Annotated in this window: 21 protein-coding genes and 1 pseudogene; 10 read left to right on the top strand and 12 right to left on the bottom strand. The window is 63.0% G+C overall.

From position 1 onward, the window contains the following. Positions 1 to 153 precede the first annotated feature (153 nt). From C2L64_RS38955 to C2L64_RS38945, 3 genes and pseudogenes are all read left to right on the top strand, one after another. Positions 154 to 2,235 (top strand): serine/threonine-protein kinase, encoded by a 2,082-nt coding sequence (locus C2L64_RS38955; protein WP_007580048.1) that lies wholly within the window; start codon positions 154 to 156, stop codon positions 2,233 to 2,235. A 41-nt stretch (positions 2,236 to 2,276) separates the two neighbouring features. Beyond that, positions 2,277 to 4,091, top strand: coding sequence for a murein transglycosylase A (gene mltA, locus C2L64_RS38950; RefSeq protein WP_039900219.1), 1,815 nt, complete (start codon positions 2,277 to 2,279; stop codon positions 4,089 to 4,091). A 47-nt stretch (positions 4,092 to 4,138) separates the two neighbouring features. Next, positions 4,139 to 4,282 (top strand): annotated as a pseudogene (locus C2L64_RS38945) (IS6 family transposase); the annotation flags it as partial. A gap of 137 nt (positions 4,283 to 4,419) precedes the next feature. Here the strand turns inward: C2L64_RS38945 and C2L64_RS38940 are convergent. From C2L64_RS38940 to C2L64_RS38915, 6 genes are all read right to left on the bottom strand, one after another. After that, the gene (locus C2L64_RS38940; RefSeq protein ID WP_007580043.1) at positions 4,420 to 5,403 is read right to left on the bottom strand and encodes a type III secretion system effector protein; all 984 of its coding nucleotides are present in this window, start codon (positions 5,401 to 5,403) and stop codon (positions 4,420 to 4,422) included. A gap of 427 nt (positions 5,404 to 5,830) precedes the next feature. Continuing rightward, positions 5,831 to 7,222, bottom strand: coding sequence for an ATP-binding protein (locus C2L64_RS38935; protein ID WP_007580041.1), 1,392 nt, complete (start codon positions 7,220 to 7,222; stop codon positions 5,831 to 5,833). Next, the gene (locus tag C2L64_RS38930) at positions 7,219 to 8,880 is read right to left on the bottom strand and encodes an FAD-dependent oxidoreductase (protein WP_007580039.1); all 1,662 of its coding nucleotides are present in this window, start codon (positions 8,878 to 8,880) and stop codon (positions 7,219 to 7,221) included. Before C2L64_RS38930 ends, C2L64_RS38935 begins: the two co-directional genes overlap by 4 nt. A gap of 164 nt (positions 8,881 to 9,044) precedes the next feature. Continuing rightward, complete coding sequence (locus C2L64_RS38925; protein ID WP_007580037.1) at positions 9,045 to 10,448, bottom strand: ATP-binding protein; 1,404 nt, start codon at positions 10,446 to 10,448, stop codon at positions 9,045 to 9,047. A gap of 244 nt (positions 10,449 to 10,692) precedes the next feature. Continuing rightward, positions 10,693 to 11,064, bottom strand: a complete 372-nt coding sequence (locus C2L64_RS38920; protein ID WP_238554572.1) for a hypothetical protein — start codon at positions 11,062 to 11,064, stop codon at positions 10,693 to 10,695. Between the two features lie 533 nt (positions 11,065 to 11,597). Then, a complete protein-coding gene (locus C2L64_RS38915) occupies positions 11,598 to 12,242 on the bottom strand; it encodes a glutathione S-transferase family protein (RefSeq protein WP_007580033.1) in 645 nt (214 codons plus the stop codon). 133 nt (positions 12,243 to 12,375) lie between these two features. Here C2L64_RS38915 and C2L64_RS38910 point away from each other — a divergent pair, with 133 nt between their 5' ends. The 7 genes from C2L64_RS38910 to C2L64_RS38880 all read left to right on the top strand — a co-directional run bounded on the left by C2L64_RS38910 (position 12,376) and on the right by C2L64_RS38880 (position 18,733). Next, a complete protein-coding gene (locus C2L64_RS38910) occupies positions 12,376 to 12,954 on the top strand; it encodes a TetR/AcrR family transcriptional regulator (RefSeq protein ID WP_007580031.1) in 579 nt (192 codons plus the stop codon). A 238-nt stretch (positions 12,955 to 13,192) separates the two neighbouring features. Beyond that, positions 13,193 to 14,188, top strand: coding sequence for an AraC family transcriptional regulator (locus C2L64_RS38905; RefSeq protein ID WP_007580028.1), 996 nt, complete (start codon positions 13,193 to 13,195; stop codon positions 14,186 to 14,188). Positions 14,189 to 14,287: 99 nt separating this feature from the next. Continuing rightward, positions 14,288 to 14,854, top strand: a complete 567-nt coding sequence (locus C2L64_RS38900; RefSeq protein WP_007580026.1) for a carboxymuconolactone decarboxylase family protein — start codon at positions 14,288 to 14,290, stop codon at positions 14,852 to 14,854. After that, the gene (locus C2L64_RS38895; protein WP_007580024.1) at positions 14,851 to 15,960 is read left to right on the top strand and encodes an acyl-CoA dehydrogenase family protein; all 1,110 of its coding nucleotides are present in this window, start codon (positions 14,851 to 14,853) and stop codon (positions 15,958 to 15,960) included. Before C2L64_RS38900 ends, C2L64_RS38895 begins: the two co-directional genes overlap by 4 nt. Then, positions 15,957 to 16,718 (top strand): ABC transporter ATP-binding protein, encoded by a 762-nt coding sequence (locus C2L64_RS38890; RefSeq protein WP_007580022.1) that lies wholly within the window; start codon positions 15,957 to 15,959, stop codon positions 16,716 to 16,718. The genes C2L64_RS38895 and C2L64_RS38890 overlap by 4 nt, the downstream gene beginning before the upstream one ends. A gap of 19 nt (positions 16,719 to 16,737) precedes the next feature. Further along, entirely contained in the window at positions 16,738 to 17,928 is a 1,191-nt protein-coding gene (locus tag C2L64_RS38885; protein WP_007580021.1) for an ABC transporter substrate-binding protein, read from the top strand. Further along, on the top strand, positions 17,921 to 18,733 hold the full coding sequence (locus C2L64_RS38880) for an ABC transporter permease (RefSeq protein WP_007580019.1): 813 nt from the start codon (positions 17,921 to 17,923) through the stop codon (positions 18,731 to 18,733). Before C2L64_RS38885 ends, C2L64_RS38880 begins: the two co-directional genes overlap by 8 nt. Positions 18,734 to 18,956: 223 nt before the next feature. On the opposite strand, the gene C2L64_RS38875 is transcribed toward C2L64_RS38880, so the two are convergent. The 6 genes from C2L64_RS38875 to ssuD all read right to left on the bottom strand — a co-directional run bounded on the left by C2L64_RS38875 (position 18,957) and on the right by ssuD (position 25,197). Further along, positions 18,957 to 21,029: a family 2A encapsulin nanocompartment cargo protein cysteine desulfurase gene (locus tag C2L64_RS38875; protein ID WP_039900218.1), complete on the bottom strand. Its 2,073-nt coding sequence runs from the start codon at positions 21,027 to 21,029 to the stop codon at positions 18,957 to 18,959. Next, positions 21,004 to 21,936 carry a family 2A encapsulin nanocompartment shell protein gene (locus C2L64_RS38870; RefSeq protein WP_007580014.1) on the bottom strand — a complete coding sequence of 311 codons (933 nt, stop codon included), beginning with the start codon at positions 21,934 to 21,936 and terminating at the stop codon, positions 21,004 to 21,006. The genes C2L64_RS38875 and C2L64_RS38870 overlap by 26 nt, the downstream gene beginning before the upstream one ends. A gap of 179 nt (positions 21,937 to 22,115) precedes the next feature. Further along, on the bottom strand, positions 22,116 to 22,385 hold the full coding sequence (locus C2L64_RS38865) for a helix-turn-helix domain-containing protein (protein WP_007580012.1): 270 nt from the start codon (positions 22,383 to 22,385) through the stop codon (positions 22,116 to 22,118). After that, complete coding sequence (gene epsC / locus C2L64_RS38860) at positions 22,382 to 23,329, bottom strand: serine O-acetyltransferase EpsC (protein ID WP_007580010.1); 948 nt, start codon at positions 23,327 to 23,329, stop codon at positions 22,382 to 22,384. The genes C2L64_RS38865 and epsC overlap by 4 nt, the downstream gene beginning before the upstream one ends. A gap of 98 nt (positions 23,330 to 23,427) precedes the next feature. After that, positions 23,428 to 23,895, bottom strand: a complete 468-nt coding sequence (locus C2L64_RS38855; RefSeq protein WP_007580008.1) for a rhodanese-like domain-containing protein — start codon at positions 23,893 to 23,895, stop codon at positions 23,428 to 23,430. A gap of 177 nt (positions 23,896 to 24,072) precedes the next feature. After that, the gene (gene ssuD / locus C2L64_RS38850) at positions 24,073 to 25,197 is read right to left on the bottom strand and encodes an FMNH2-dependent alkanesulfonate monooxygenase (RefSeq protein WP_007580006.1); all 1,125 of its coding nucleotides are present in this window, start codon (positions 25,195 to 25,197) and stop codon (positions 24,073 to 24,075) included. Positions 25,198 to 25,423 lie beyond the last annotated feature (226 nt).

Here is a 25,423-nt window from a genome sequence, read left to right as displayed (position 1 = left end):
AGCGAGCGCCGCTAGAAATGCCTGCAACTCTTTCTAAGGAAACGATTGTGTACGCGCATTTTGAAAACGGCCTGGGACGCCGGAGGCCGTCGCTTCAAAAACGGCCGCGTGATTCGTCTTGTAGATACACGCACGTGCGCGTGGGGATGGCGCATGCTCGTTCGCAGCGCCGCGCGACTGGACTTTCCTGTGAATCCCGTCCCGATGAACAGCCCCGATGACAAGACGGTAATCGTGCCACACCCACCCGAGCCCGACAGCCAGCCGGTGGGCGTCGATCCAGCGGGCTCGGATAGCGCGACCATCATGCCGCCGTCGACGTTCGCAGGCGCAGAGTCGCATCACGCGCTGTCCGTCGGCACGCGGGTCGCGGAGTTCGAGATCAAGGGGTTGATCGGTGAAGGCGGCTTCGGCATCGTCTATCTCGCTCACGACACCCAATTGGGCCGCAACGTCGCGCTCAAGGAATACATGCCATCCTCACTGGCTTCGCGCGGCAGCAACGCCGAAGTCACGGTGCGCTCCGAGCGCCACAAGGAAACCTTTCTCGCGGGCCTGAAGAGCTTCGTCAACGAAGCGCGCCTGCTCGCGCAGTTCGATCATCATTCGCTCGTCAAGGTCTACCGGTTCTGGGAAGCGAACAGCACCGCCTATATGGTGATGCCGTACTACGAAGGCGTCACGCTGCGCGACGCGCTGCGAGCGAAGAATGGGCCGCCCGACGAAGCGTGGCTGCGCGCGTTACTGACGTCGCTCGTCAGCGCTCTCGACGTGATGCACCGCGCGCAGTGCTACCACCGCGACATTGCGCCGGACAATATCCTGCTGCTGAAGGACAGCGGGCGTCCGCTGCTGCTCGACTTCGGCGCGGCGCGTCGCGTGATCGGCGATATGACACAGGCGCTGACCGTGATCCTGAAGCCCGGCTATGCCCCCGTCGAACAGTATGCGGAAATCCCGTCGCTGAAGCAGGGGCCGTGGACCGACATCTATGCGCTCGCCGCGGTCGTCTACTTTGCGATCGTCGGCAAGACGCCGCCGCCCTCGGTAGGCCGGATGATGAGTGACAGTTACGTGCCGCTCGAGACGCAAGCGTCAGGCCGCTATTCGCCCGCCTTCCTGCGCGCTATCGATCACGCGCTCGCAGTGCGGCCCGAAGAGCGGCCGCAGAGCGTGCAGGTGTTTGCAACGGAGTTGGGTCTTGCATTGAGCGGTCAGGACGGAAACCATGACGCGCCCAGCGCGTTGGCTTCGCCGCGTACGGCAGCGCCTGCCGCGAGCAGTGGCGTGCCGGCCCGCGAGGCGAGCGGCGCGCTTCGACCGGGCATGGCGAGCCGTGACAGCCCGGGGGCTTCCGGCTCCGGTGCCACGGCGGCCGACGCGTCGCGCACGACAAGCCGGCGCTCCACGGCAATAGCGGTTGGCGCGGTCGCCGTCGTCGGGCTGGCGGGGCTTGGAGGCTGGTTCGCGATGCGGCCCTCGACGATCGCCACGCCGCCCTCCACCACCGTGGCTGCAGGCAGCAACCATCCGACGGCGTCGGGAGCGGAGCACGCGCAGACCGCGCCCCCGCCCGCTCCGTCTACTTCACAGGCGGCAAGCACCGGCATGCAAGCGCCATCGGCAGGCGGGTCTGCAAGCGCCCCCGTGAGCACTGCCGCAAACACGACCACGAACCCGATACCAAGCGCCGCGCCCGCGCTACCGCCTTACACGCCCGGCGGCGAACTCGACCGGATCGTCTCCCTTGCCGACCCGTCGATCAGCGTCAAGGCCAACACGCGCAGCACCACCGCGCGGATCAGCAAGGATCATCTGCAATTCAGGGTCGGCAGCAATCGCGCGGGCTACGTGTACGTCTTCATGGTCGATCCCGCCGGGCAATATCTGATGCTGTTTCCGAACGAGCTCGACAAGAACAATGCAATCGCCGCCGGCCAGACGCTTTCGTTGCCGCGCGCAAGCTGGCCGATGATGGCGGGCGCGCCGGCTGGCCCGAACCACTTTCTCGTGCTGGTCTCATCCGCGCCACGCGACTTTGCTGACGGCGGGCTGCAACGCGAATCGGTGTTCGCGGATTTTCCCGCGGAAGCGCAGCGCGCCGCCGCGATACGCCGCACAGTCAGCTATTCGCCGTTCGCCGGCAAGCCGCGCTGCACAGCGAGCGCGACCCAGTGTCCAGACACGTTCGGCGCGGCAACTTTCACGATCGACGTCGTCGGGTCATCGACGTAGCGGACAAGGTAGACGTCCACGCATGGGGCGCAGGAGGCAGCATGCACAACGTACGTTGGATGCTCTGTGTAGTTGCGGCGCTCGCGGGTTGTGCTGGCAACCAGCCCGCCTCGACGACGACCTTCGGACCGGCGGGCACGCCGTCACCCCAACCTGCGGCGCAAGTGTCGTCACCAATGACGTCGCCCGCACCTGCAGCGCCGCTTCCGTCCACGCAGACGCAAGCGGTACCCGTCACGCCGGTTACGGTGGCGACCACGTCCGCCGCGCCTGCGACATCCGCTGCCGCGCCTGCGCCGGATGCAAACGCGAGCGGCAGCATCGCCTTCTCCACCCGTCACGCGTACTACGCATCGGCCCGCTTCGCTGATCTGCCCGGCTGGAACACCGACGACCTCAGCAGCTCATGGGACGCTTTCAAACGCAGTTGTGCGGTACTGGGCTCGCGTGCCGGCTGGTCAGAGCCGTGCGCGGCGTCACGCTCGGTCGATGCGCGCAACGTCGCCGCGATCCGCCAGTTCTTCGAGACGTATTTCAACGCTTACCAGATCCGCAATACAGACAAGAGCGGCGACGGCACGCTGACCGGCTACTACGAGCCGCTGCTCAATGGCAGCCGGCAGTACGGCGGCGCCTTCCTCTACCCGGTCTACGGCACACCCGACGATATGCTGTACCTCGATGCCCGTCGCCTGCCGGATAGCGCGCGCGGCACGGCGAGCACCGCGCGCATCGATGGCCGCATGGTCATCCCCGTCACCGACACCACGCCGGGGAGCACCCGGGGCGTCTACGTGCTCGATCTGCGCGACAGTGTTCCAGACATACGGGACAAGAAGATCCGTCTGCGGCTCGATCGCGACCGCATCGTGCCGTACTACACGCGTGCCGAGATCGAGCGCGGTGCGCTCAAGGCGCCGATTCTCGCTTACGTTGACGACCCCGTGATGCTGTACTCGATGCAGGTGCAAGGAGCAGGCAAGGTGCGCATGAGTGACGGCACGGTGCGCCGCTTCGCGTACGCGGAGCAGAACGGCCGCCCGTTCCTGCCGCCCGTCGCGCGCAAGAACAGCGGCAGCGGGCAGCGGATCACCGTGCGTGGCATCGACGTTGAGATAGACGTCGAGGACGAGTCGCCGACGGGTGGCGCTGGCAACGCTAGTCCACCGACGCCTGGCGATGCGACGGGTGGCGTGCCTGCCACCCGCACGCAGGACGATGACGAACCGGTGTCGCCGCTGCTGCGCGGTTTCAAGCTGGCGGCAGCGACACCACAAGGATCGGCGCCCGCCGCGCGTCCCGCTGCCAGCGACAACATGGCAGGCGCAATGTCGAAAGGCTCCGTTGCTTCGAAGACGGGCGACGTCGCCGCGGGAGCATCGGCGAACAACGCCCCCGTCAAGCGCGTGTTCGCCATCTCGGACCCGAGCTACGTGTTCTTCCGGCTCATTCCCGATTCGCCGAATGGGCCCGTCGGCGCACTCGGCGTCGCGTTGTCGGCGGGCCGCTCCATCGCCGTCGATCCGCGCACGACGCCGCTCGGCGCGCCGGTGTTCGTCTCGACGCGCGACGATCCGCAAGCACCCGGCGCAATCGACCGCCTGATGATGGCGCAGGACTCAGGCGGCGCCATTCAGGGCGCAGTGAGAGCGGACTATTTTTATGGCTTTGGCCAAAGCGCGCAGGCCCAGGCGAGCCGAACGAAGGAACGCATCCGCATGTGGGTGCTGTTGCCGAAAGGGCTGCCCATCGCCGCGCGGGACGCGACGCTGAAAACGCGAGGCGGCGGCGCGCCGACTTCGAGTACCGATTGCCTGGTCAGCGATCCCGAATTGTGCGTCGACGATACGCCTTGAGGGCGCTTCACTCCAATGATCTAGTGCGCAACATCGCCGCCCATGAAGAACGGTTCAGGGGCGCCGCGAGCACGATTTCAGGCATCGAGTTGACGCATCGCATTCGCAAGGGGCAGTTCGATCTCGCGAAGCTCGGCCTCAAGGATGCCGCTGCGCCTGCCTCATGGAATGCCGCCCTGTCTGATCGATAAGGCATCCTTCCTATATAAAAATCCTCAACCGGATTACCTGTTTGCACTAGAGCCGACCGCTTCATTCGGAGTAGTAGTAGCACAGCGTCCCGGGCTTCTGATGAAAGTTGACAGCGAAGGGCCGTCCGGCTTGCCAGTTAAACAAGCCTCTCGGCAACGGACTTGTGCTTTCGCTGCGCGTCCTCGCTGATGATTTTTGTCTTCTGTCCGTAGAACGTCCGCAGCGCTTCTGCACCGGCCTGGCGAAACCGGTTCTCGGTGAATTTGCAACCGTCGTACGGCGGCAGCCCGACTGTCATGGCCTCTTCGTAATACTCCTCGATGAGTGGTTCGGGCCGAAACACGCATCGTCCCGTCACAAGTCGCCAGCCGTGTATCAACTCGTGCACCAGTGCGATCCAACTGGGCCGCGTCATCCATGCCGCACGCTCGGACGGGGGCAGGTCCGCACCCGCATCGGCCTGGTCGGGATCCCATACGACGAAGGCTCCCGTGCCCGCCCCGGGCGTCAGATGAGACATGATGTGATAACCGATAAGGCCGTTCTGAAGAGATCGGACAAAGTCGACGGCCTGTTCAATTTTCTTCAGGGAATCGAAGTCGCCAATGCGGTTGCGCAGGATTCTGTCCGTGCCGTGGGCGGCCTGCCTTTCTGCCGTTGGTGACTCATGCGCTATTGGATAGTCTCCCGCTCTTGATCCTGTGCCCATCGTTTTCGTGAACTGCTCCTTTTTTCCTCCCTGTGCCTGCGTGACATAGAATTTGAGGAACTTCGCCACGGCTGGGTGGGCAGCCGTGATGACCTTTGCGTTGATCAACGCCTGAATCTTCTGGGACAGAAGTTCCGCGTCGAGTACCTCTGTGTAGCAGGCCTGGTTCATATCCTGGGCGCTTTGCCGTTCCATCATGCATTTGTTGGCTTGCCCCGGGCCAGCCTTGATCACCAGGAGATCGCAATCGGCGCTGTTGATCTCCCTTCCAAGTTCCACCCCGATATTGAACGTGAGAATTTTTTCGAATGCCTTTTTCACGGCTTTCTTGAATTTTTCGGCCTCGAAATCCGGCATCGTCTCGCGGCGTCTGTTTCCATGGTACGTCTCCGCCACAATTCTCATCGTCATGTCGTGCCTCCTGCGCCGTCCGCCTCGCCGTACCCGCGGACCGCTGCGCTCGCGACCTGTCATCTCGCACTTCCCGCTGACCGATACTTGCTGCATGGCAGCGTCTTGTGGGCCACAAAAAGAAAACGCCCGCGTATTAACACAGGCGTTTCCGTGGCCCCGCTACCGCGCCCCATTGAACGACTTGATCGTCCGTTATGCATCAGGGGCCGGCTTCCGCGCGGCTCACTATCAGTATAGGACGCGCTGAGGAATATCCAAGTCGACGAAACTGGCGTTTGGACGATCCAGTATGCCGATGTGTTTCGCGCACGAAAGCTTCACATAATTAAAGCAATGGCTATTTAGCGCGACCGTACTATTTGGCTGAGCCCGTTCCGGCTATCTTGACGAAGATCCGACACCTGCAATAAGCGCCGCCGTGGCTTCAATGACGCGCCGCCAGCGGCAGGCACACCTTGAATTTCGTCTCGCCAGGGCGCGAAGCGACGCTGATCGTGCCGTTATGCCGCTGCACAACGGTCCGGTAAGCTATGTGAAGCCCCAGGCCATTGCCCTTGCCTAAAGGCTTGGTAGTAAAGAAAGGCTCAAAAAGCCGCGCGACGATATCGGTCGGAATGCCGGACCCCGTGTCCATGATTTCGATGACCGCAAAACTGCCTTCCTGGCGCGAGCGTATCGTGAGTTCGCCGTTGCCATCCATCGCGTCGACGGCATTGTCGATCAGATTCGTCCACACCTGATTCAGCTCGCTGCCATAGACGGGTACGAGCGGCAGCATGCGATCGTAGTCGCGCTTGACGGACACGCCTTGCCTGAGCTTATGACGCATGATCGTCAGCGTATCCTCGATGCCGCTATGTATATCGACCTCCTGCAATGGCGCCTGGTCCATATATGAATAGTCCTTCATCGCCTTCACGATCTCGGAGATACGACCCGCACCGATCCAGGCCTGGTTTCCCAAAGACCGCAGCTCCAGCGTCGCAGCCAGCCAGCGGACGCCCGCGCCGAATTGTTCTGGTGTCACGCGCGCGGCGACGGGTTCGAGATCGTCTGGCGAGAACCCGGCCACCGCGAGTTGCGGCGCGATCAACCACGGTTTGGCAAGCCCGCGTGCGGCGAGCCAATCGGCGAGCACGCTTTCGGCTTCGCTTTGCCGCAATGCAGCTTGAGGCGTCGTATCGGCGGCAGGCACGGCACGGCTTGCCCAGCCGTCCAGCAGATCGACGACTTCGGCGGGCATCGCGCTCACAACCAGCACGCACGTCGCCTCACGCATGGTGTCGAGCGACTCGCGCAGACAATCGGCAGCGCGCGCCACGGCGGCGGCGGGATTGTTCAGTTCATGTGCGAGGCCGGCCGACAGGCGGCCCAGTGCGGCGAGTTTCTCGCCATTGAGGATGAACGCGTCATAAGCGGTGATGCGCGCGTAGATCGACCGGAAGATGTGACGGCTGAAGGACTCGCATTCGTTCAGCAGCGTGCGGACCACCGACTCGGGAAGCGCGACCAGAAAACAATCTGTCGCGGCCGTGAAGGTCAATGGCAGCGGCATGTCCGCGAGCAGCGAGGTCTCTGCAATCGATGTCGGCGCGGGCCGTCGGTCATCGAACACTTGCCGCCCGCCCACCATTTTTTCCGTCACGATTTCGCCGTCGAGCAGCACGAACTGATGCGTGACGCGCTGCCCCTCTCGCATCAGGATCTCGCCCGTCTTCAGATGGTATTCGTCCAGATTCGCGCGCAGCCATGTGCGTCGCTCTTCGGGCAACCCAGAGAAGAGAGGCATCTCAAACAGCGTGGACAGATCGCTCATGGATTCGCCAGATACTGGTGGATGAAATGCACGGCAATCGATCCTTCGCCGACAGCGGCCGCAACGCGCTTGACTGAATCGGCGCGCACGTCGCCCGCCGCGAAGATGCCTGGGACACTCGTTTCGAGCAGATACGGATCGCGTCCAACCTGCCATCCCGAAGGCCTCCTGCTGCCCTTGACCAGCACGCGGCCCGTCAGCAGAAAACCATGCTCGTCCCGCTCGACGACCCCGCGCAGCCATTCCGTGCAAGGCGCAGCGCCGATGAAAACGAACAGGCCGCTTGCTTCAACCGTTTCGACTCGCCCAGTCTGCACGTCACGCAACGTGATCGCGTCGAGATGTCCGTCGCCGCTCACGCTTTCGACCTCGGTATGGGGCCGCACGCGAATATTCCCGGTTTCGTGTATCTGCTGGACCAGATAGTGCGACATGCCCGCGCTCAGCGACGGTCCCCGGCACAGCAACGTGACCGATCGCGCGTACCTGGAAAGGAACATCGCGCCCTGTCCCGCCGAATTCGCGGCGCCCACGATATACAAATCCTGATTGGCACAAGCGACGGCCTCGACGAGCGCCGCGCCGTAATAGACGCCCGCGCCCGTCAGCGCCTGCACGCCGCGCGCTTCCAGTTTGCGATACGACACGCCGCTCGCGACCATCAGCGCAAGACAGCTGACCTCGGAGCCATCGGAGAGCCTGACGAACTTGTACGGCGCTTCTATTCGCAAGCCCACCGCATGCTGCGTCAGTATCATTTCGGCGCCGAAGCGCCTTGCCTGCATCAGCGCGCGCCGCGACAGTTCCGCGCCGCTCACGCCCGCCGGAAAGCCAAGGTAGTTGTCGATGTGCGAACTGGTGCCTGCCTGCCCGCCGGGCGCATCACATTCGATGATCGCCACCTGCAGTCCTTCCGACGCGCCATACACTGCGGCAGCGAGCCCCGCCGGCCCGCCGCCCACGATCACGAGGTCAAAGAAAGGTGTGGTCGAGCGCGTGCGCAGTCCTACTTGCTCGGCGATCTGCGCAGTCGTCGGACGGCTCATCACGGTGCCGTCCTCGAATATCAGCACGGGCAACTGACGCATGCCTGGATGCAGCGCGTTGATCAGCGGATCGGCCTCGTCGTGCCGCTCCACATCGAGCCATCGGAACGGAATGTGATTGCGCGCCATGAAGTCGCGCAGCAAATGCCCTTGCGGCGACCAGCGGTGATCAAGCAGACGGAGGCCTTGCGATGCGGGACGAAACGATGCGTGCCAGTCCGCGAGCAGGTCATCGAGTGCCGGATAGAAGTTCTGTTCCGGTGGATGCCACGGCTTGAGCAGATACTGATCGAGATGCACCGTATTGATCGCGCGGATGGCGGCATCGGTATCCGCGTACGCGGTCAACAGCACGCGCTTGGCTTCTGGGAACAGTTCGATTGCCTGTTCGAGGAACTCGATCCCGCTCATCTGCGGCATGCGCTGATCCGCGATGAAAAGCGCAATGAAGCGGTTTTGCAGACGCAATTGCTGCGCGGCTTCCAGCGCAGCTGACCCCGACTCCATGCGCACGATCTGGTAATGCTCGCCGTACGCAACCTGAAGATCGCGCGCGACCGCACCGGCCACGATCGGGTCGTCATCGACAGCGAGGATTACGGGTTTTTCCATGACAGCGTCAGCGGCTCACGCCAGTTCAAACGCTGGCTACGCGCTGTTCGTGCATCTGCGTCAGCGATGAATCGCGGCGTCTGTTGCAAGCATTGTAGGCGCTGCTGCGCCAAGGTCGCGATTGCTATATCGATCGTGAAATGGGGCCGGTTCGACATGAGTGGCTATGCGGCGGGCGGCACGTTGAATCCCAACGGCAGTGTCACGCGGAAAGTCGTCCAGCCCGGACCCGACTGCGCCTGTATCGTGCCGCCGTGCCGGTTGACCACGATGCGGTACGCAATATGCAGACCGAGCCCCAAGCCATGGTCGTGCGCCCCGGCGACATGCTTTGAAGTGAAGAAAGGCTCGAAGAGATGTGTCAATGCCTCTGGCGGAATGCCGGGCCCATTGTCGGCGATCTCGACGACGGCGCAGTCGGCATCGCGCCGCGTGTGGATCGTGATAGTGCCCTGCCCGTTCATCGCCTCGATCGCGTTTTCGATGATCCGCGTCCAGACCTGGTTCAATTCGCTCCCATACACCTGAAGTCGCGGCAAGCTGTGGTCGTAGTCGCGTATCACGTCGATGCCGCGCTTCATCTCATGCATCATCACGGTCAGCGTGTCGTCGATGCCTTCGTGAATGTCGATCTCCTGCTGCGGGCCCTGATCCATGAACGAATACGACTTCATCGCGGCCACAATATCGGAGATGCGCAGTGCGCCTTGCATCGCTTCGTCCATCATCGAGCGAAGGTCCAGCACGCGTGCAATCCAGCCGATGGCGGAATCGAACTGCCGCGTGTCCAGGCTGCTGGCCAACGGGTCGAGGTCCTCCACGGTGACCCCGTGTGCAACGAGAACGGGTGCCGCGAGCCAAGGCTTCGTGACGCCATGCGTGGCCAGCCAGTCGCCGAGCCGCGCTTCTGCATCGCTTCGCTGCAACGAATTCATCGCGTCGCTAGGCGCCTTGCGGTTTACCAGAGCGCCGAGTCGAGCAACAACCTCGCGCGGCACGGCATTGCAGCCGAGCGCCAACGCCGCGTCTTCGAGCGCCGCAAACTCGCGGCGCATGTGATCGAGCGCACGCGTCAACGCGGCAGCGGGATTGTTCAGCTCGTGCGCGAGCCCCGCCGCGAGCTTGCCCAGGGCGGCGAGTTTCGCGCGATTGAGGTCCGCTGTTTCCAGCGCAGTCAGCCAGTCCGTCATTACGCGCGCGACGACACGCCCAAACGGACCGCTCGACATGAACAGTTCGCGGAAAGCAGCCTCAGGCAGCCGGGCAAGCCGGCAATCGCGCATGGCCGTCAGCGTGGCTGGGAAAGGTATCGAAGCGATCACGCACGGCGTGCCGAACACATCCGGCGCAGGAAAGCGCTCGCCATAGTCCCGTCCGTCTTCGCGTCTCGTCGTCGTGACTTCGCCTTCGAGCAGGATCAGCAGGCTCGTGGTCATTTCGCCTTCGTGCAGCAGCACCGCGCCAGCACTGACGGAGAACTCGATCAGGTTCTCACGCAGCCATTGCAGCCGATCCTCCGTGAGGTCCGCGAACACGGGTACCTTGCTCAACGTGTGGAGTTCGATCATGGCTCGCTCTCGCTGCTCGGGCAGAAGTCCTGCGCTACAAACAGGCCGCAGCCCCCCCGGCGCCGGCGCATGTCGCCGGGTTCGAACGCGTTGATTCAGTTTAGGTGATCGGCGGGTCGACGGGGAGCGCTAGCGCAGGATAGAGCAAGCCGAACTCAACACATACAACGTTGGTATCGGTTCGCTGCGACGACGCGAAAAGAAGCAGTCAACGGCGACGGTGACGTATCAAGCCACAGCGTGATTACTGCGATGGTGGTGGCGGCCGAAACCAGTCCGATCTGAAATGGCACCCGGACACGGCGGTGCCGATACCAGACGAAAGTCGATCACGGTCCGCCACATCGATGTGCTGCACGGCCACCGAGTCCGCCCGTTGCTGACGCTCGAAGTCGGCCATCAGTTTCTCGATTTCGCGCTTGAGATGGACCCTCCCCCGCTCCGCGCGATCCGCGTCATCCCGCAGCTGTGCGATTTCGAGATCGAGCTGTTTCCGGTCCAGGGCCGCACGGCGACTGAAGAGCCATGCAATAACGAAGCGCACAGTAGCGGCCAGAACAAGCGGCAACGGCCACATATCCTTGACCCATTCGGTCAATGCGCTGAATGTGCTCATGGCCGTTGTCCATCCCATGGTGTGTTTCCTTTCCAGACAGGCTCCAGGCTACATACCGATCGCATGGTGATTCGCCGGTCAGTGGCCGAAATAGAGCCGCTTCGGATCGGCGTCGGCTCGATCGATCACAGGCGCACCAGATACCGACGACGGACTTCCGATTCCACCATAACCGCTGGCGCCTCATGCTCAGTGGCAATACGCGCTTCGGCTGTCTGGATCGCTTCGGGATAGTGGGCGTCGTCGCCCACGTGCTTCCACTTCTAGCTTTGCAAAAATGAGAGAACGCACGGACGCGGCGCTGGCTCAAAGCGTCGCGCCGGCATGTTGCCGTGCCATTGCGAAACGCTGGAATGAATTCTTCGGCATCTCGACGCAGCGCACATGAGGCGCGAGTCCCGATGTACGTCACTAGCGTGCACGCAACGCGAAAAAAACCGGGAAACGCCGGGACTGGCGAACCGGCCCTACCGCCGGAAACGTCCCCGAAGTATTTAAGCGTTCGCCGTCCGCCGATGAGTGCCTACCAGCTTCTACGCCGGATTCACAACCGACGCACGCCCATCGACCCTTTCTTTCCATGCACGAAGCGCGTTGCAATCGTCCGGCACGTCGATCCTGGCGAAGTGCGCAAACAGCAGCCCAGCCCAGACGGTGATATCAGCCATCGAAAACGCATCGCCCGCTACATAAGGCTGGGCTTCAAGCACGCTATCGAAATATCGCATGCCCGCGACGGCCTTTTCGCCCTGGAGCTTTCCCCACTCGGCGCGAGCCGTCCACTGCGGATGCTTGTATTCGCGCAGCGCATCGCCCAATCCCGCTGTCGCATGATGAAAATAAATGCCTACAGGATCGATGAGCTCCGACTCGGCGCGCTTTTGCATCATGTGAATCACACCTTTGTCGCGCGCGGTCTTGCCCGTGAGGATCGGGTCGCCGTCCAGATTGTCGAGATACTCGGTAATCGCCGTACATTCAGCGATTCGGGTTCCATCGTCGAGTTCGAGCACGGGCACGGTGCCTGTCGGATTGATCTTCAAAAACGCGGCTTGCTTGTGTTCCGCCGCAGGCAGGTCGACCTTGACGAACTCGACCTGCGAAGCGAGCTGCTTCTCGGCCAGCACGATGCGAATGCGCAATGGGTTCGGGAACCCGGGGATGTCATAGATTTTCATATCTGCTCCTTGATCGAAGTGAACTTACCAACCGCTAAGTAAGTGCGATCGAATCGTAGAGATGGTTGAGCTGTTGTGTCAAGACTTACTTATCGATAAGTAAGCTTACGAACCAGTTGGTAAGTCATCTGCTATGATTGCGCGCATGAATACTCCCGACACGAAAAGCCGCATCCTCGCGGTGGCACGCTACATGGTGCAGGCCCACGGATACAACGCGCTCAGCATTCGCGAGGTCGCGAACGAAGTCGGCATCAAGGGCCCAGCCGTTCACCATCACTATCCGACCAAGGGCGACCTCGGCGCGGCGCTCGCACGGCAATACAGCGACGATGCCGTCGTATTTCTGGAGGGATTGCTCGAGCAGCACAGGAGCGAGCGCGCGACCTTCGACCACTACATCAAGGTGTTTCGAGCAGCCCTCGAAAACGACAACCGCATGTGCTTGAGCGGCATCATGGCTGCCGAGCATCACGATCTTCCCGCGGAGGTCAAAGTCGAGGTACAGCGATTCATGGATATCAACGTCGAATGGCTGACTCGCCTGCTTTCGCTCGATGCTGAGCGAAAGGACAAGAAAGCAAACAAGGCTCGTGCGATGGCGATCTTCGCGGCACTGGAAGGAGCGCAGCTCATTGCGCGCGGCCGGTCCGACATTCGCGTTTTCGATGAGACGCTGCGCGCGTATCGAACGCACGGACTTATTCCTTGAGGCTCAACGAATGCCGGCTGCCGGCTATGAAACTGATCGCTCACGAATGCGTCTCCGTGGTTGACGCGCAGGCGATCTGGACGCAGTCTCCATCGATATAAATCAGAGGAAAACAGCACGCCAGCCATATGTCGTTCAAGAATAAGCTTTGAAGCATCGCTTGGTTGCGAGTTGACGGAGAAGCGGTAACGTAGAAGGTCGTTCACCGGCAACCCTGCCCTAACCTTTGCGATCCGCGATGTTGACTACCGCCGAAAAAGCCGCCGACTGGCTGCTCTCCGGGCTCGAACTGCGCAGCACGCTGTTTCATGTCGGCCAGTATTGCGGTGACTATCGTGCATCGACGGCCGGCCATCAGCGCGCCAGTTTCCATCTCGTTCTTCATGGCGAATGCTGGCTGCACTTGCCCCCGCGCAACGGTCAGCCGGCGGCGAGCACACGGCTCGTCGAAGGAGACGCCGTTTTCCTGTTGCACGACATGATTCATTGTCTGTCGCCCGACGCGCAGCCACCCGGCGATTCAGAGTTCACGGTACGCATCGGCACGATGACGCCGCTGGAAATGGAGAACGCGACATCGTCCGGGAACGCAGGCGGCGTGGGACTGGCATGTGGCTTTTTCGAGTACAGATCGGATCTCGGAGAGGGGATTCATGGTTTATTGCCCGATCACATCATCGCGCGACACGACGACGTCAAACTCGCAGGCGCACGTGTCGTGTTCGAACTGATCCGGACAGAAGCGATCCGCACGGGAGATGCTCCGTCTCCATTGGTCAATCGCCTCGCCGACCTGCTGTTCTTCTATGCGCTGCGATCGGTTGCGAGCGCGGATGACTTTGCGCCCGGATTGTGGTCGGTCATGCGCAGGTCCGAGTTCGCGCCGCTGGTCAACGCCATCATCGAGCATCCAGCCGAAGACTGGACCACGCATTCAATGGCGACGTTCTGTCACATGTCGCGCGCCAGGTTCTGCAGGCAATTCGCTGAAGTCAGCGGGCAACCGCCTGCCCAGTTTCTGGCCATGCTGCGGATGAAGGTCGCGGCCGAAATGCTTCGGCAGGGTGCAAGCACGCTCGATGCGGCGGAACAGGTGGGATATCAATCCGAGTCGGCTTTTGCGCATGCCTTCAGACGTGTCACCGGCATGCATCCCGGTGCATGCCGAAGAGAACGAAGCGCTTCGGCTGCCCACATCGCGACATTCATCGAGAATCGCGTGTCGGCGCACTAGCTATCTCAGCGCGAGACGAATTAGCAGAAAGTTGAGACAGACGCGCATTGCTGGTTGCCACACGAGCGCCAACAATGAGGCTTTACCAGAGAGGTAGCCATGAGCCGTCTGCAACTGCACACCGTCGAAACCGCGCCCGAAGCGAGTCGCCCCTATCTTCAGAAATCGCTCGATAACAACGGCTTTCTGCCGAATCTGGTCGCCTCGCTCGCGAACGCACCTGTTGCGCTCGAAACCTATCTGAAGGTCGGAGAAATCAACGGTCGCAGCGGACTGACGCTCGCCGAGCGCGAAGTCGTGCAGATTACCGCGGCGGGTATACATGGCTGCTGCTTTTGCGTTGCAGGACACACGGCCGTTGCACTGAAGAAGGCTCAATTGTCTAAGGCTTTGGTCGAAGACGTTCGGAGCCAGCAACCGCTTTCCGACCCGCGCCTCGATGCTGTCGCCGTGTTCACGCGCGCTGTCATCGCGAGTCGTGGTGCAGTCGCGGATGAAGAACTGTCGGCGTTCCGCGCCGCGGGCTTTACCGACGCCAACGCCCTCGAAGTCATACTCGGCGTCAGCCTCGCAACGTTATGTAACTTTGCGAACAATCTCTCGCGTAACGAGTTGAATCCGGAACTCGCGGCTTATCGCTGGGAACCGAAGGCGACAGTCGCATGAGTTCGATCGATTCCATCGAAAGCCAAAGCCATAGCGATTCGCTGCAAGGCGAACTGGCGCGATGGCTCGACGCCAACGCCGAAGCGCTGGATATCGAACAATCCCGTGCGGGTGAAGTGCTGCCCCGCCTCGCACGCGCGGGGATCTTTGGAATCGGCGTGCCGCTTGCACTCGGTGGAGGTGGCGGATCGATAGCCGATGCAATCGGCGCGGTCGCGCAAGTGGCGCAGCGCTCGGTGACGGCTGCGTTCGTGTTGTGGGGACATAGAACGTTCATCGAATATCTGTTGAACAGCCCCAATACGACACTGCGCGACAGATGGCTTCCTGCCCTGTTGACGGGTGAAATTGCCGGCGCTACGGGGTTATCGAACGCGATGAAGTTCCTGTCGAACATCGAATCGCTGCAAATGCACGCTGTCCGCCAAGCCAGCGGATGGACGCTGAACGGCAGCCTGCCCTGGATCACGAACCTTCGACGCGAAGGCTTTCTTGCCGCCGCCGCATTCGATCACGCCGGCGCTGCGTCACCGTCGATCTTCGCCATACCCAACGACACAGATGGCGCACATCGCAGCGACGACCTCGATCTGATTGGATTGCGCGCGAGCAATACGGCAGCCCTGACATTGAAGGACGTGGTCCTCGATGAGCAGTATCAGATAAGCGCTGACGCGCCGGCCTTTCTCGCACGCGTACGGCCCGCGTTTTTGGGACTTCAATGCGGCCTCTCGCTGGGACTCGCGCGACGCGCACTGGCTGCCGTCGCCGAAGCCGGCGACGGCACGCGTGCCGCGATCAGGTCCGAAGCAGCCCGCGTTGAAGCGCGACTGGATGCCGAAACGGCACAACTGTTGACGGGCGTCAGCGATGGCAGTTTTCTGCAGCGGCCAGCATCGCTGTTCGAACTGCGGATCTCGCTCGCGCAGACTGTGAGCGCGGCCGTAGGGCTAGAGGTCCAGGCAGCAGGCGGGCGTGGCTACCTTCGTCAGCAGGCGGGAACGGCGCGCCGGGTGCGGGAAGCGTCGTTTATCCCTATCGTGACGCCAAGTCTCGTCCAGTTGAAGAGCCAGCTGGCGCTGCACGAACGGACTGACGCTCAATGACAGGCGCGCGCATTCGAACCTCCGGGCTCACGCTGCGTTATCCGAACCGCAGTGTCCTTCAGGGCGTCGATTTCTCGATGGAACCCGGAGAACTCGTCGCGATTCTGGGGCCGAGCGGCGCGGGTAAATCATCGTTTCTGCGCACGGTCGCGGGACTCGTTCGGCCTTCATCGGGCATGGTGCAGGTCGACGATCAACCCGTCGCCGGTCCACGCGCCGATGTAGCGCTCGCATTCCAGGATCCGTGCCTGCTGCCGTGGCTCAGCGTCGAGCGCAACGTCGCATTTGGCCTGACATTCGCGCGACAGCCTCACCTTTCGCGCGCCAGCCGCAAGGAACGTGTGACGCTCGCGCTGCGTGAAGTCGCGCTCGAGCACAGCCGCACCTGGGCGCCTTCGCAGCTTTCGGGCGGCATGGCTCAACGTGCCGCGCTCGCGCGCTGCCTCGCGCGCCAGCCAAGAGCGCTGCTACTGGACGAGCCATTCGGCGCGCTCGATGAAGTGACGCGCGCCGACATGCAGCAACTGCTGGTGAAGGTCGTTCGCCATACCGGCGCGTCCACGCTCCTCGTCACGCACGATATCGACGAAGCGCTTCTGGTTGCAGACCGTATCTTGCTGCTCGGGAACAACGGCACCGTCGTCGATGAATGGACCGTCGATGTGCCCGCGCCGCGCGCGCCGCACATCCAGAAGCTCGGCGAAATGCGTATTCAAATACTGCGGGCGCTGCAAAACTCGATGTCTCGCGCTGCCTGATCTGATCGGGGAAAATGAAATGTGTCAACTGCCGATGTCCCGCCGCGAGTGGCTCAAGCTCGCCTCCATGTTCACGGTCGCGGGTGCTGCGCCGCTGCTCGGCGCGCTGAACGCGAAAGCCGCGGCTGAACCCGACGCGCCTGTGCGGATCGGATATCTGCCCATCACCGACGCCACGCCGCTGCTGGTTGCCCACAACAACGGCTATTTCGAAGCGGCAGGCGTTCGCGCGGACAAACCCGTTCTGCTGCGAAGCTGGGCGCAGCTGGTCGAGGCTTTCCTCTCAGGGCAGGTCAACGTCGTCCACCTGCTTTCTCCGATGACCGTATGGGCGCGCTATGGCAGCCAGGCGCAGGCGAAGATCGTCGCCTGGAACCACGTGAACGGGTCGGCGTTGACGGTGACACCCGACATCAATTCGCTCGCGGACCTGGGCGGCAAGACCGTTGCCGTTCCGTTCTGGTATTCCGTTCACAACGTCGTGCTGCAGGACATGCTGCGGGCGCAGGGGCTGCAACCCGTCCTGAAGAAAAATGGTGCGTTGACGGCCAAAGAGGTCAACCTGATCGTGATGGCGCCATCGGACATGCCGCCTGCCCTTGCGTCGCGGCAGATCGCGGGCTACATCGTTGCCGAGCCATTCAACGCGGCGGCGGAACACCTGAATGTCGGCAAGATTCTTCGCTTTACGGGCGATGTCTGGGAAAACCACGCATGCTGTGTCGTGTTCATGCACGAGCGTGACCTGACGCAACGGCCCGCATGGTCGCAGAGCGTCGTCGATGCCATCGTGAAAGCGCAATTGTGGACGCGGGCGCATCCGTTGGACGCCGCGAAGCTACTCTCCAAGGAAGGACCCAACCACTACACGCCGCATGACTCGCAACTCCTCGCACGCGTTCTGGCGCCGCCGCCGGGCGATGAAAGCCGTTATCTCGGCGACCGTGCGATCGTGCATGCCGACTGGCACGCGCGACGGATCGATTTCCAGCCCTATCCTTATCCGAGCTATGCCGAGGAACTGGTACGCCGTCTGAAGACCACTCAGGTGGACGGGTCGAGTGAGTTCCTGGCCAAACTGGACCCTGCATTCGTCGCGCGCGACCTCATCGACGACCAGTTCGTCAGAAAGAGTATCGACAAGGCAGGCGGCATGGCGGCCTTCGGCCAGCCAGCCGGCTTTGCCCGCAAGGAGACGATCGTTGTCTAGTGTCCTCGTTCGTGAGCAGGCCCAGCGCGCTTCCGCTGGCGCGCCGCGCGCCCGTATCAACGGGTCGGCCGTGTTGCTCGGTACGCTCGGGCTCGTCGCTGTGGTCGCGCTGTGGTGGCTTGCCGTCGCGCTGCTCGGCCGTACCAATGCCATGGTGGCGCAGTTCGCCCCTCAGCGCGCGCTCGCCGCGCTACCTGCTCTCGTCACACAGGATCAGCTGTTCGGTCACGTCCTGACCAGCCTGAAGCGCGTTGCGGTCGGGCTGTTCTGGGCGCTGCTTGTCGGTGTGCCGACGGGGTTTGCGATGGGGCGCATCCGATGGCTGGAGCATGCACTATCGCCAACGATGCAGCTTCTACGCATGGTGTCGCCGCTTTCGTGGATGCCAATCGCCGTGATGTCGCTGGGAGTAGGCGATCACGCGGTGTATTTCCTGCTGGCGTTCGCCGCCGTCTGGCCTGTGATATTGAGCACCGCATCGGGCGTTGGGCAAATCGATCGCCGCTGGATCGAACTCGGCGAGAGTCTTGCCGCAACGCGCGCCGAAATGCTGTGGCATATCTTTGTGCCGGGCATCGCGGCGCACGTACTTACGGGCGTGCGGCTCGCCATCGGCATTCTGTGGATTGTGCTCGTGCCTGCTGAAATGCTCGGCGTCAGTGCAGGCCTCGGGTATCTGATTCTCGACACGCGAGACCGGCTTGCCTATTCCGAGTTAACGGCCGTCATTCTCGTGATCGGCCTACTGGGGTTTGCGCTCGATCTGCTCGCGCGTCTTGCCTATCGACGCCTTCAACAGTTCTGAGCCGTCTCACACTGAATCGCACGCTCACGTCGAATCGCCGCTCTCTGCTTGCGTCGGCTGCACGAAGTCGAAGCGGAGCTGGCGGCTGCCGACGACGCGACCGCAGCGTCGGCGGACGATCGTGTTGCGACGCGCGCAGGCGACGCATCGGCTGCGTCACTTCGCGACGCATAACGTGGCGAGGCATGGCGCCATCCGGCGCCATGCCTCGCACTAGCGAACGTCAGGCCCGTCGCGTGGATAGACGGCGAACCACCGAGATCATCGCGTCGACCTCGTCGCATGTGTTATAGAACGCAAGCGACGGGCGCACAGTGGCCTCCAACCCGAAGCGACGCAAGATCGGCTGTGCGCAGTGATGCCCGGCGCGCACGGCGATCCCCTCCTGGCTGAGCGCCTGCCCGACCTCTTCTGTCGTATAGCCCTTCAGCACGAACGACAGCACGCTAGCCTTGTCGTGCGCAGTACCGATGAGCCGCACACCCGGCACCGGCGCAAGCACGCTCGTCGCGTACGCGAGCAAATCGTGCTCATAACGCGCGATATTCTCGATGCCGATGCGCGTCACGTACTCGAGCGCGGCCGCAAGGCCCACGGCATCCGCGATATTGCCCGTGCCCGCCTCGAAGCGCGACGGCGGCGGCTGGAACACCGTTCGTTCGAACGTCACATCCGAGATCATGTTGCCGCCGCCCTGCCACGGCGGCATGTCCTCGAGCAGCGCCCGCTTGCCGTAGACGACACCGATGCCCGTCGGTCCAAAGATCTTGTGACCCGAGAACACGAAGAAGTCCGCATCGAGCGCCTGCACGTCGACACGCATGTGCGACACCGACTGCGCGCCGTCGACCAGCGCCTTCGCACCAACCCGATGCGCCATGTCGACGATCTCCGCGACGGGCACCACGGTGCCGAGCGCATTCGACACCTGAGTGACGGATACGATTTTCGTGCGATCGTTGAGCAGCTTGCGGTATTCGTCGAGCAGCACCTGGCCCGAATCGTCGACGGGTATCACGCGCAGTTTTGCGCCCTTTTGCGACGCAAGCTGCTGCCACGGGACGATGTTCGCGTGATGCTCCAGATGCGACACGACGATCTCGTCGCCGGGGCCGACGTTCTGCTCGCCCCACGACTTCGCGATCAGGTTGATCGCCTCCGTCGTGCCACGCACGAACACGATCTCCTCCGGCGATGAAGCACCGATGAAGCGCTGCACGGTTTCGCGCGCATGTTCGTAGGCGTCCGTGGCGCGGCCCGCAAGCGTGTGCGCGGCGCGATGGATGTTTGAGTTCTCGTGCTGGTAGAAGTACGAAAGCCGGTCGATCACCGACTGCGGCTTTTGCGTCGTCGCCGCGTTGTCGAACCAGATCAGCTGCTTGCCGTTGACCCGCTCCTGCAGGATCGGGAAGTCGCGGCGAATCGCGTTGACGTCGAACGGCGGGTGGCCGGCCGGCACAGCGGCTCCGCTCGCGCGCGGGTTAGTCCCGGCATGCGCGCCTTCGGCAAAGTACGGCGCGCCGCCGCGCGGTACGCCATAGGGATCGGCGGCAGGCGCGAAGCGATGAATCGACAGCAGCTCGCGCAGATCCTGCTCGCCCGGCAAGCCGAACGACGCGGGCGCGGCCGTGCCATTTCCCGGCATGGTGAAGTCTTCACCGGAACGCGACCAGCCGCGTCCTGGCGTATCCATGAAATAGAACGGCGACGCGGGCGCTGCATCCGTAGCCGCATGTGAAGACGATGCGGCCGACCGTGTCGCGCTTCCCGCCGAAACCGGTCCGCCGCCCTGCACGGGCGGCACCCCGAGCGCCGCGCCACCCGCACGCGGTTCGAACGCCGGCGCAATCGTCACGACGTTATCGGGAAGTCCATTCTGCGCGGCGGCATGAGGCGCAAGCGCGGGCGCGCGATTGCCGAGCGACAGGATATGCGTCGGCGCACCCGGCAGCAGGTTGGCGCCCAACACCTTGCCTTGCGGCAGCGAAAGCCCCGGCACGCCCGTCCCGGTGCCGCCCGGTCCGGCAAGCGGCGAGCCGGGCGGAGCGGGATTGCTGATCGACGACAGGATCGGTGCGGCAGCCGGCAACGCCGAAGGCACACCACCGACCGCGCCGCTGCCTGCCGAAATGTCCGGCGTGGCAACGCCGCCCGGCAATGCGCTGAAGAACTCCGTCGCGAGCCGCGCAAGCTGTGCCGGATCGGGCAGTCCTGCCGGCAATACGGGCGCCGGCACCTGCACGTCGGGCAACGGGCTTGCGCCCAGCGGACTACCGGTAGGTGTCTGCATAGTCATGGTATTTGCCGATCTCTACGTCGTCGAGCACTGCGAGCGCGTCGGGGGAATGCACCGCGAGCGAGCAATAAAGCGAGATCAGATACGACGCGATCGCCTGGTTGTTGATGCCCATGAAGCGCACCGACAACCCCGGCCCCTGCTCTCCCGCGACGCCAGGCTGATAGAGACCCACCACGCCCTGACGTTTGTCGCCGACACGCAACAGCAGAACCTTGGTCTTGCCGTCGGCAACGGGCACCTTGTCCGACGGAATCAGCGGAATGCCGCGCCACGTGATGAACTGCGAGCCGAACAGGCTGACTGTCGGCGGCGGCACACCACGGCGGGTGCACTCACGCCCAAACGCAGCGATGGCCAACGGATGAGTGAGGAAAAAGGCGGGTTCCTTCCACACCTTCGTCAGCAGTTCGTCGAAATCGTCCGGCGTCGGCGCACCTGTCAGCGGAAACACGCGCTGCTCTTCATCGACGTTCGCCAGCAGGCCGTAGTCGGGATTGTTGATGAGCTGACTTTCCTGGATCTCCTTGATCGTTTCGATCGTCAGACGCAACTGTTCCTTGATCTGGTCGTGCGGGCTGCTATAGAGATCGGAGATTCGAGTGTGGACATCGAGCACCGTGCTGACGGCATTCAGGAAATACTCGCGCGGCTGTTCTTCGTACGGCACGTATGTCGTGGGGAGCGTGCTTTCGTCTTCCCGCGCCGTGCACAGCGCCTGAACCGCTTCCGGGTCTTTGACGCGGTTGAGCCGGTAGATGCCCGCCTCGACAGGGACCCACTGAAGCAAATGCGTCAGCCAGCGCGGCGTGATGATCGAAAGCTGAGGGACGGTTTTGGTGGCATTGGCTAGTTGCCGTGCTGCGTTATCGCCGAGCGCGGTCTGGCCGCTCGCTAACGTCGACATACGATGGCTCCAGGTCGTTAGAAGAAAAACGGGAATGCTTATGACGGCACGGAATTATCGGGAGCCCGAAAAAGCGGCTCAACATGCTATAGCCATCATTGCGCTGCATCCCGGCTGCTGCGAACGCTCACGCGGATTGAGCCGTTGCGTTTAGTTCGCGCGGCGCGAGCGTCGATTGATCAGACGGGAAGCTGAGGCGGCGTCGCACCGCGTTCGTGCTGCGGCGGCTCTCCTCGCGGTGACGCGCACAAAAGTGTTGCGATGGGTACGTTGAAAGCGCGTGCGAGCTTGTCTGCCGTGACGATCGATGCAATCGCACTGCCGCGCTCGATCTCGCCGACGTACGAACGGTTCAGCCCCGCGTACTCGGCAAGTTGCTCCTGCGACCACGCATGCGCTTCACGCAGGGCGCGCACGGTCGCGCCGAAGTCGTGAACGAGCCCCGTCATCCGAGTGCTCCCGCCGATACGCCGTTGGCGACAGATGCAGGCCGTCCCGTCTCGCTGCGCAGCACCGCCTGTGTGACATGCGACCCCGACGCGACGTCGTGCGTGATCCAGACGTTGCCGCCGATCGTCGCACCGCGCCCGATCGTCACCCTGCCGAGAATCGTCGCGCCCGCATAGATGACGACGTCGTCCTCGACGATGGGATGACGCGCAAGCCCCTTCTCGAGATGCCCGTTCTCGTTGAGCGGAAAGCGCTTCGCGCCAAGCGTCACCGCCTGATAGACCCGCACACGCTCGCCGATGACGGAGGTCTCGCCGATCACGACGCCCGTGCCGTGATCAATGAAAAAGCCCGAGCCGATCCGCGCGCCCGGATGAATGTCGATGCCGGTTTGCGCGTGCGCCAGCTCGGCAACGATCCGCGCGAGCAGCGGCAAGCCGAGACCGTACAGTTCATGCGCGAGACGGTGATGAATCATCGCGAGGATGCCGGGATAGCACAGCAGCACTTCGTCCACGCTGCCTGCCGCCGGATCGCCGTGATAGGCCGCGATCACGTCGCTGTCGAGCAGCGAGCGAATCTCGGGCAAGCGCTCCGCGAACGCACGGACAGCGGCAAGCGCGCGTGTCTCGATGGCTTCGCCATCCGCCCTCTCGCGCCGCGCGGCGTAATGCAATTCGAGGCGCGCCTGAGCGAGAAGACCGTGCAATGCCGCGTCCAGCGCGTGAGCGACGTAAAAGTTTTCGCTTTCCTGACGCAGATCGGGTGGCCCGAGTCGCATTGGAAAGAGCGCGCCTTTCAGTGCGTCGATCGCTGCCGCGAGCGCGTCGCGCGAAGGCAGATCGCGCCCGCCGGGCTCCAGCGCGCGCCGCTGTCCATCGCGCCATTGTTGCCGGACGGCCTGAAGCGATCCGGCGATGCTGTCGATATCGAATGCGCCCACTGCCATGCTCCTTATGCTTCGAAAACCGACAAGCGGCGAGTCACGCTGCGCGTCACGCGCAGCGCTCACGCATTCCCCAAAGAGCCGGACAGAGCGCGCTAGTCCTGCACCCAAGGCAGGCCGACAAAGCGCCAGCCATTCAGTGTGCCGCGATGCTGTCCGTCGTTGAGGTCCCCTTCGAACCCTTCCAGTACATTGAACACCTGCGTGAAGCCCGCCTTGGACGCAGCTTCGGCGGCCAGCGCCGAGCGATTGCCGCTACGGCACAGCAGCAGAACCACGGCATCCTTGCCCGTCTTCGACTCGAGTTCCCTTACGAAACGCGGATTACGCGTAAGGCTCGTACCCGTTGCCCAAGGCACATGTACCGCGCCCGGCACGTAGCCGACGAACTTGCGCTCCTCGGCCGTGCGAACGTCGACCAGCACGGCGTCGCCGCTGGAAAAAAGCGCCCACGCATCCTGTGGCGAAACGCCGCCCGGATACGTCAAACCTGCCGATGCCGCCTTCTCGCGTGCCGTCGCAAGCACTGCGTTGGTCGGTCGTTCTTCGAGTACTGCTGCCATGTCGCCTCCTTGCTGATGGAAAGTGCCGCAACAGCGCGGCAAACCGTCTATAGCCATCAAGGGAGATGATGTTGCAACTGGGACCCGAAACAGAACCAATCAAATTTCATTTCTAAAGACGGGGGCGTGGATTGGCATCGCCCGCATTCTGCTGATAAATCGGTTGAACCTCAGGGGTTAAGCCTTGCTTGCCCGCACGTCGAACGCACCGCCCGTGAGCACCTGATCGCGCAAGGTCACCGGCTTCTTGCCGGGCAATAGCGGAAACACCAGTTCCGCAAAACGGATCGACTCTTCGAGATGCGGATAGCCCGACAGCACAAAACTATCGGCGCCCGCATCGACATATTCCAGAAGCCGCGCGGCCACGGTCTGCGCGTCGCCCACGAGTGCAGTGCCCGCGCCGCCGCGCACGAGGCCGACGCCCGCCCACAGGTTGGGGCTGATCTCCAGCTGGTCGCGGCGTCCGCCGTGCAACTCGGCCATGCGGCGCTGACCCACCGAGTCCATCCGTGCGTAGTTTTCCTGGGCGCGGCGGATGTCTTCGTCGTCGAGCTTGCTGATCAGGCGGTCCGCTTCGGCCCACGCTTCCTCATTGGTTTCGCGCACGATCACGTGCAGCCGCACGCCGAGACGGAGCTTGCGGCCATGAGCGGCCGCGCGACGCTGCACGTCGGCGAACTTTTCGGCCACCGCGGCGGGCGGCTCGCCCCAGGTCAGATACGCGTCGACGTGTTTTGCCGCGAGTTCGTGCGCGGCCGGCGACGAACCGCCGAAATACAGCGGCGGATGCGGCTGCTGCACAGGCGGATGAAAATTCCGCGCCCCCTCGACGTGCACGTACTTGCCCTTGAAGTCCACCGTGTCGCCGGCAAGCAGATCGCGCCAGACGCCGAGAAACTCGTCGGCGGCGGCGTAGCGTTCGTCGTGGGTGTAGAAGACGCCATCGGCAGCGAGTTCGGTTGCATCGCCGCCCGGCACGACGTTGAGCAGCAGACGCCCGTGCAAGGCCTGGTCGAGCGTCGCCGCCTGGCGTGCGGCCGCCGTCGGGCCGCTGATCGACGTACGCAGCGCGACCAGCAGCTTGATGCGCTGCGTGACAGGAATCAGGCTTGCGGCCGTGACCCAGGGGTCCTGGCAACTGCTGCCCGTGGGAATCAACAGGCCGTCATAGCCCAGATCTTCCGCCGTGACGGCAATCTGGCGCATGTATTCGTTGGTCGGCGGCCGGCCGAAATCGGATTTGCCGAGATAACGGGTATCGCCCGAGGTCGGCAGAAACCAGAAGATGTCCAGACTCATGAATGCTCCTTCGGCAGGCACGCGTAACCGCTAGATCGTGCGTATGGTCACACCCCGCGCGATGCAGGCAGAGACGGCCCGCGTCGGTCACGTAGCGCGCATCGCCAGGGTAATCGCATATTGGATCAGTACCGGCGAGCCAGGCCTACTATCGAATCTGGAATTGCTTATGAGGAGATGTGCTTTTGGGAAGGACGCGGCGAAGAATGGGTCACGCTTGCCCATC

This window comes from Paraburkholderia hospita (assembly GCF_002902965.1).
GTDB classification, from domain to species: domain Bacteria; phylum Pseudomonadota; class Gammaproteobacteria; order Burkholderiales; family Burkholderiaceae; genus Paraburkholderia; species Paraburkholderia hospita.
The sequence above is the reverse complement of the archived record's forward strand: the minus strand, read 5'-3'. Positions and strand labels throughout refer to the sequence as shown.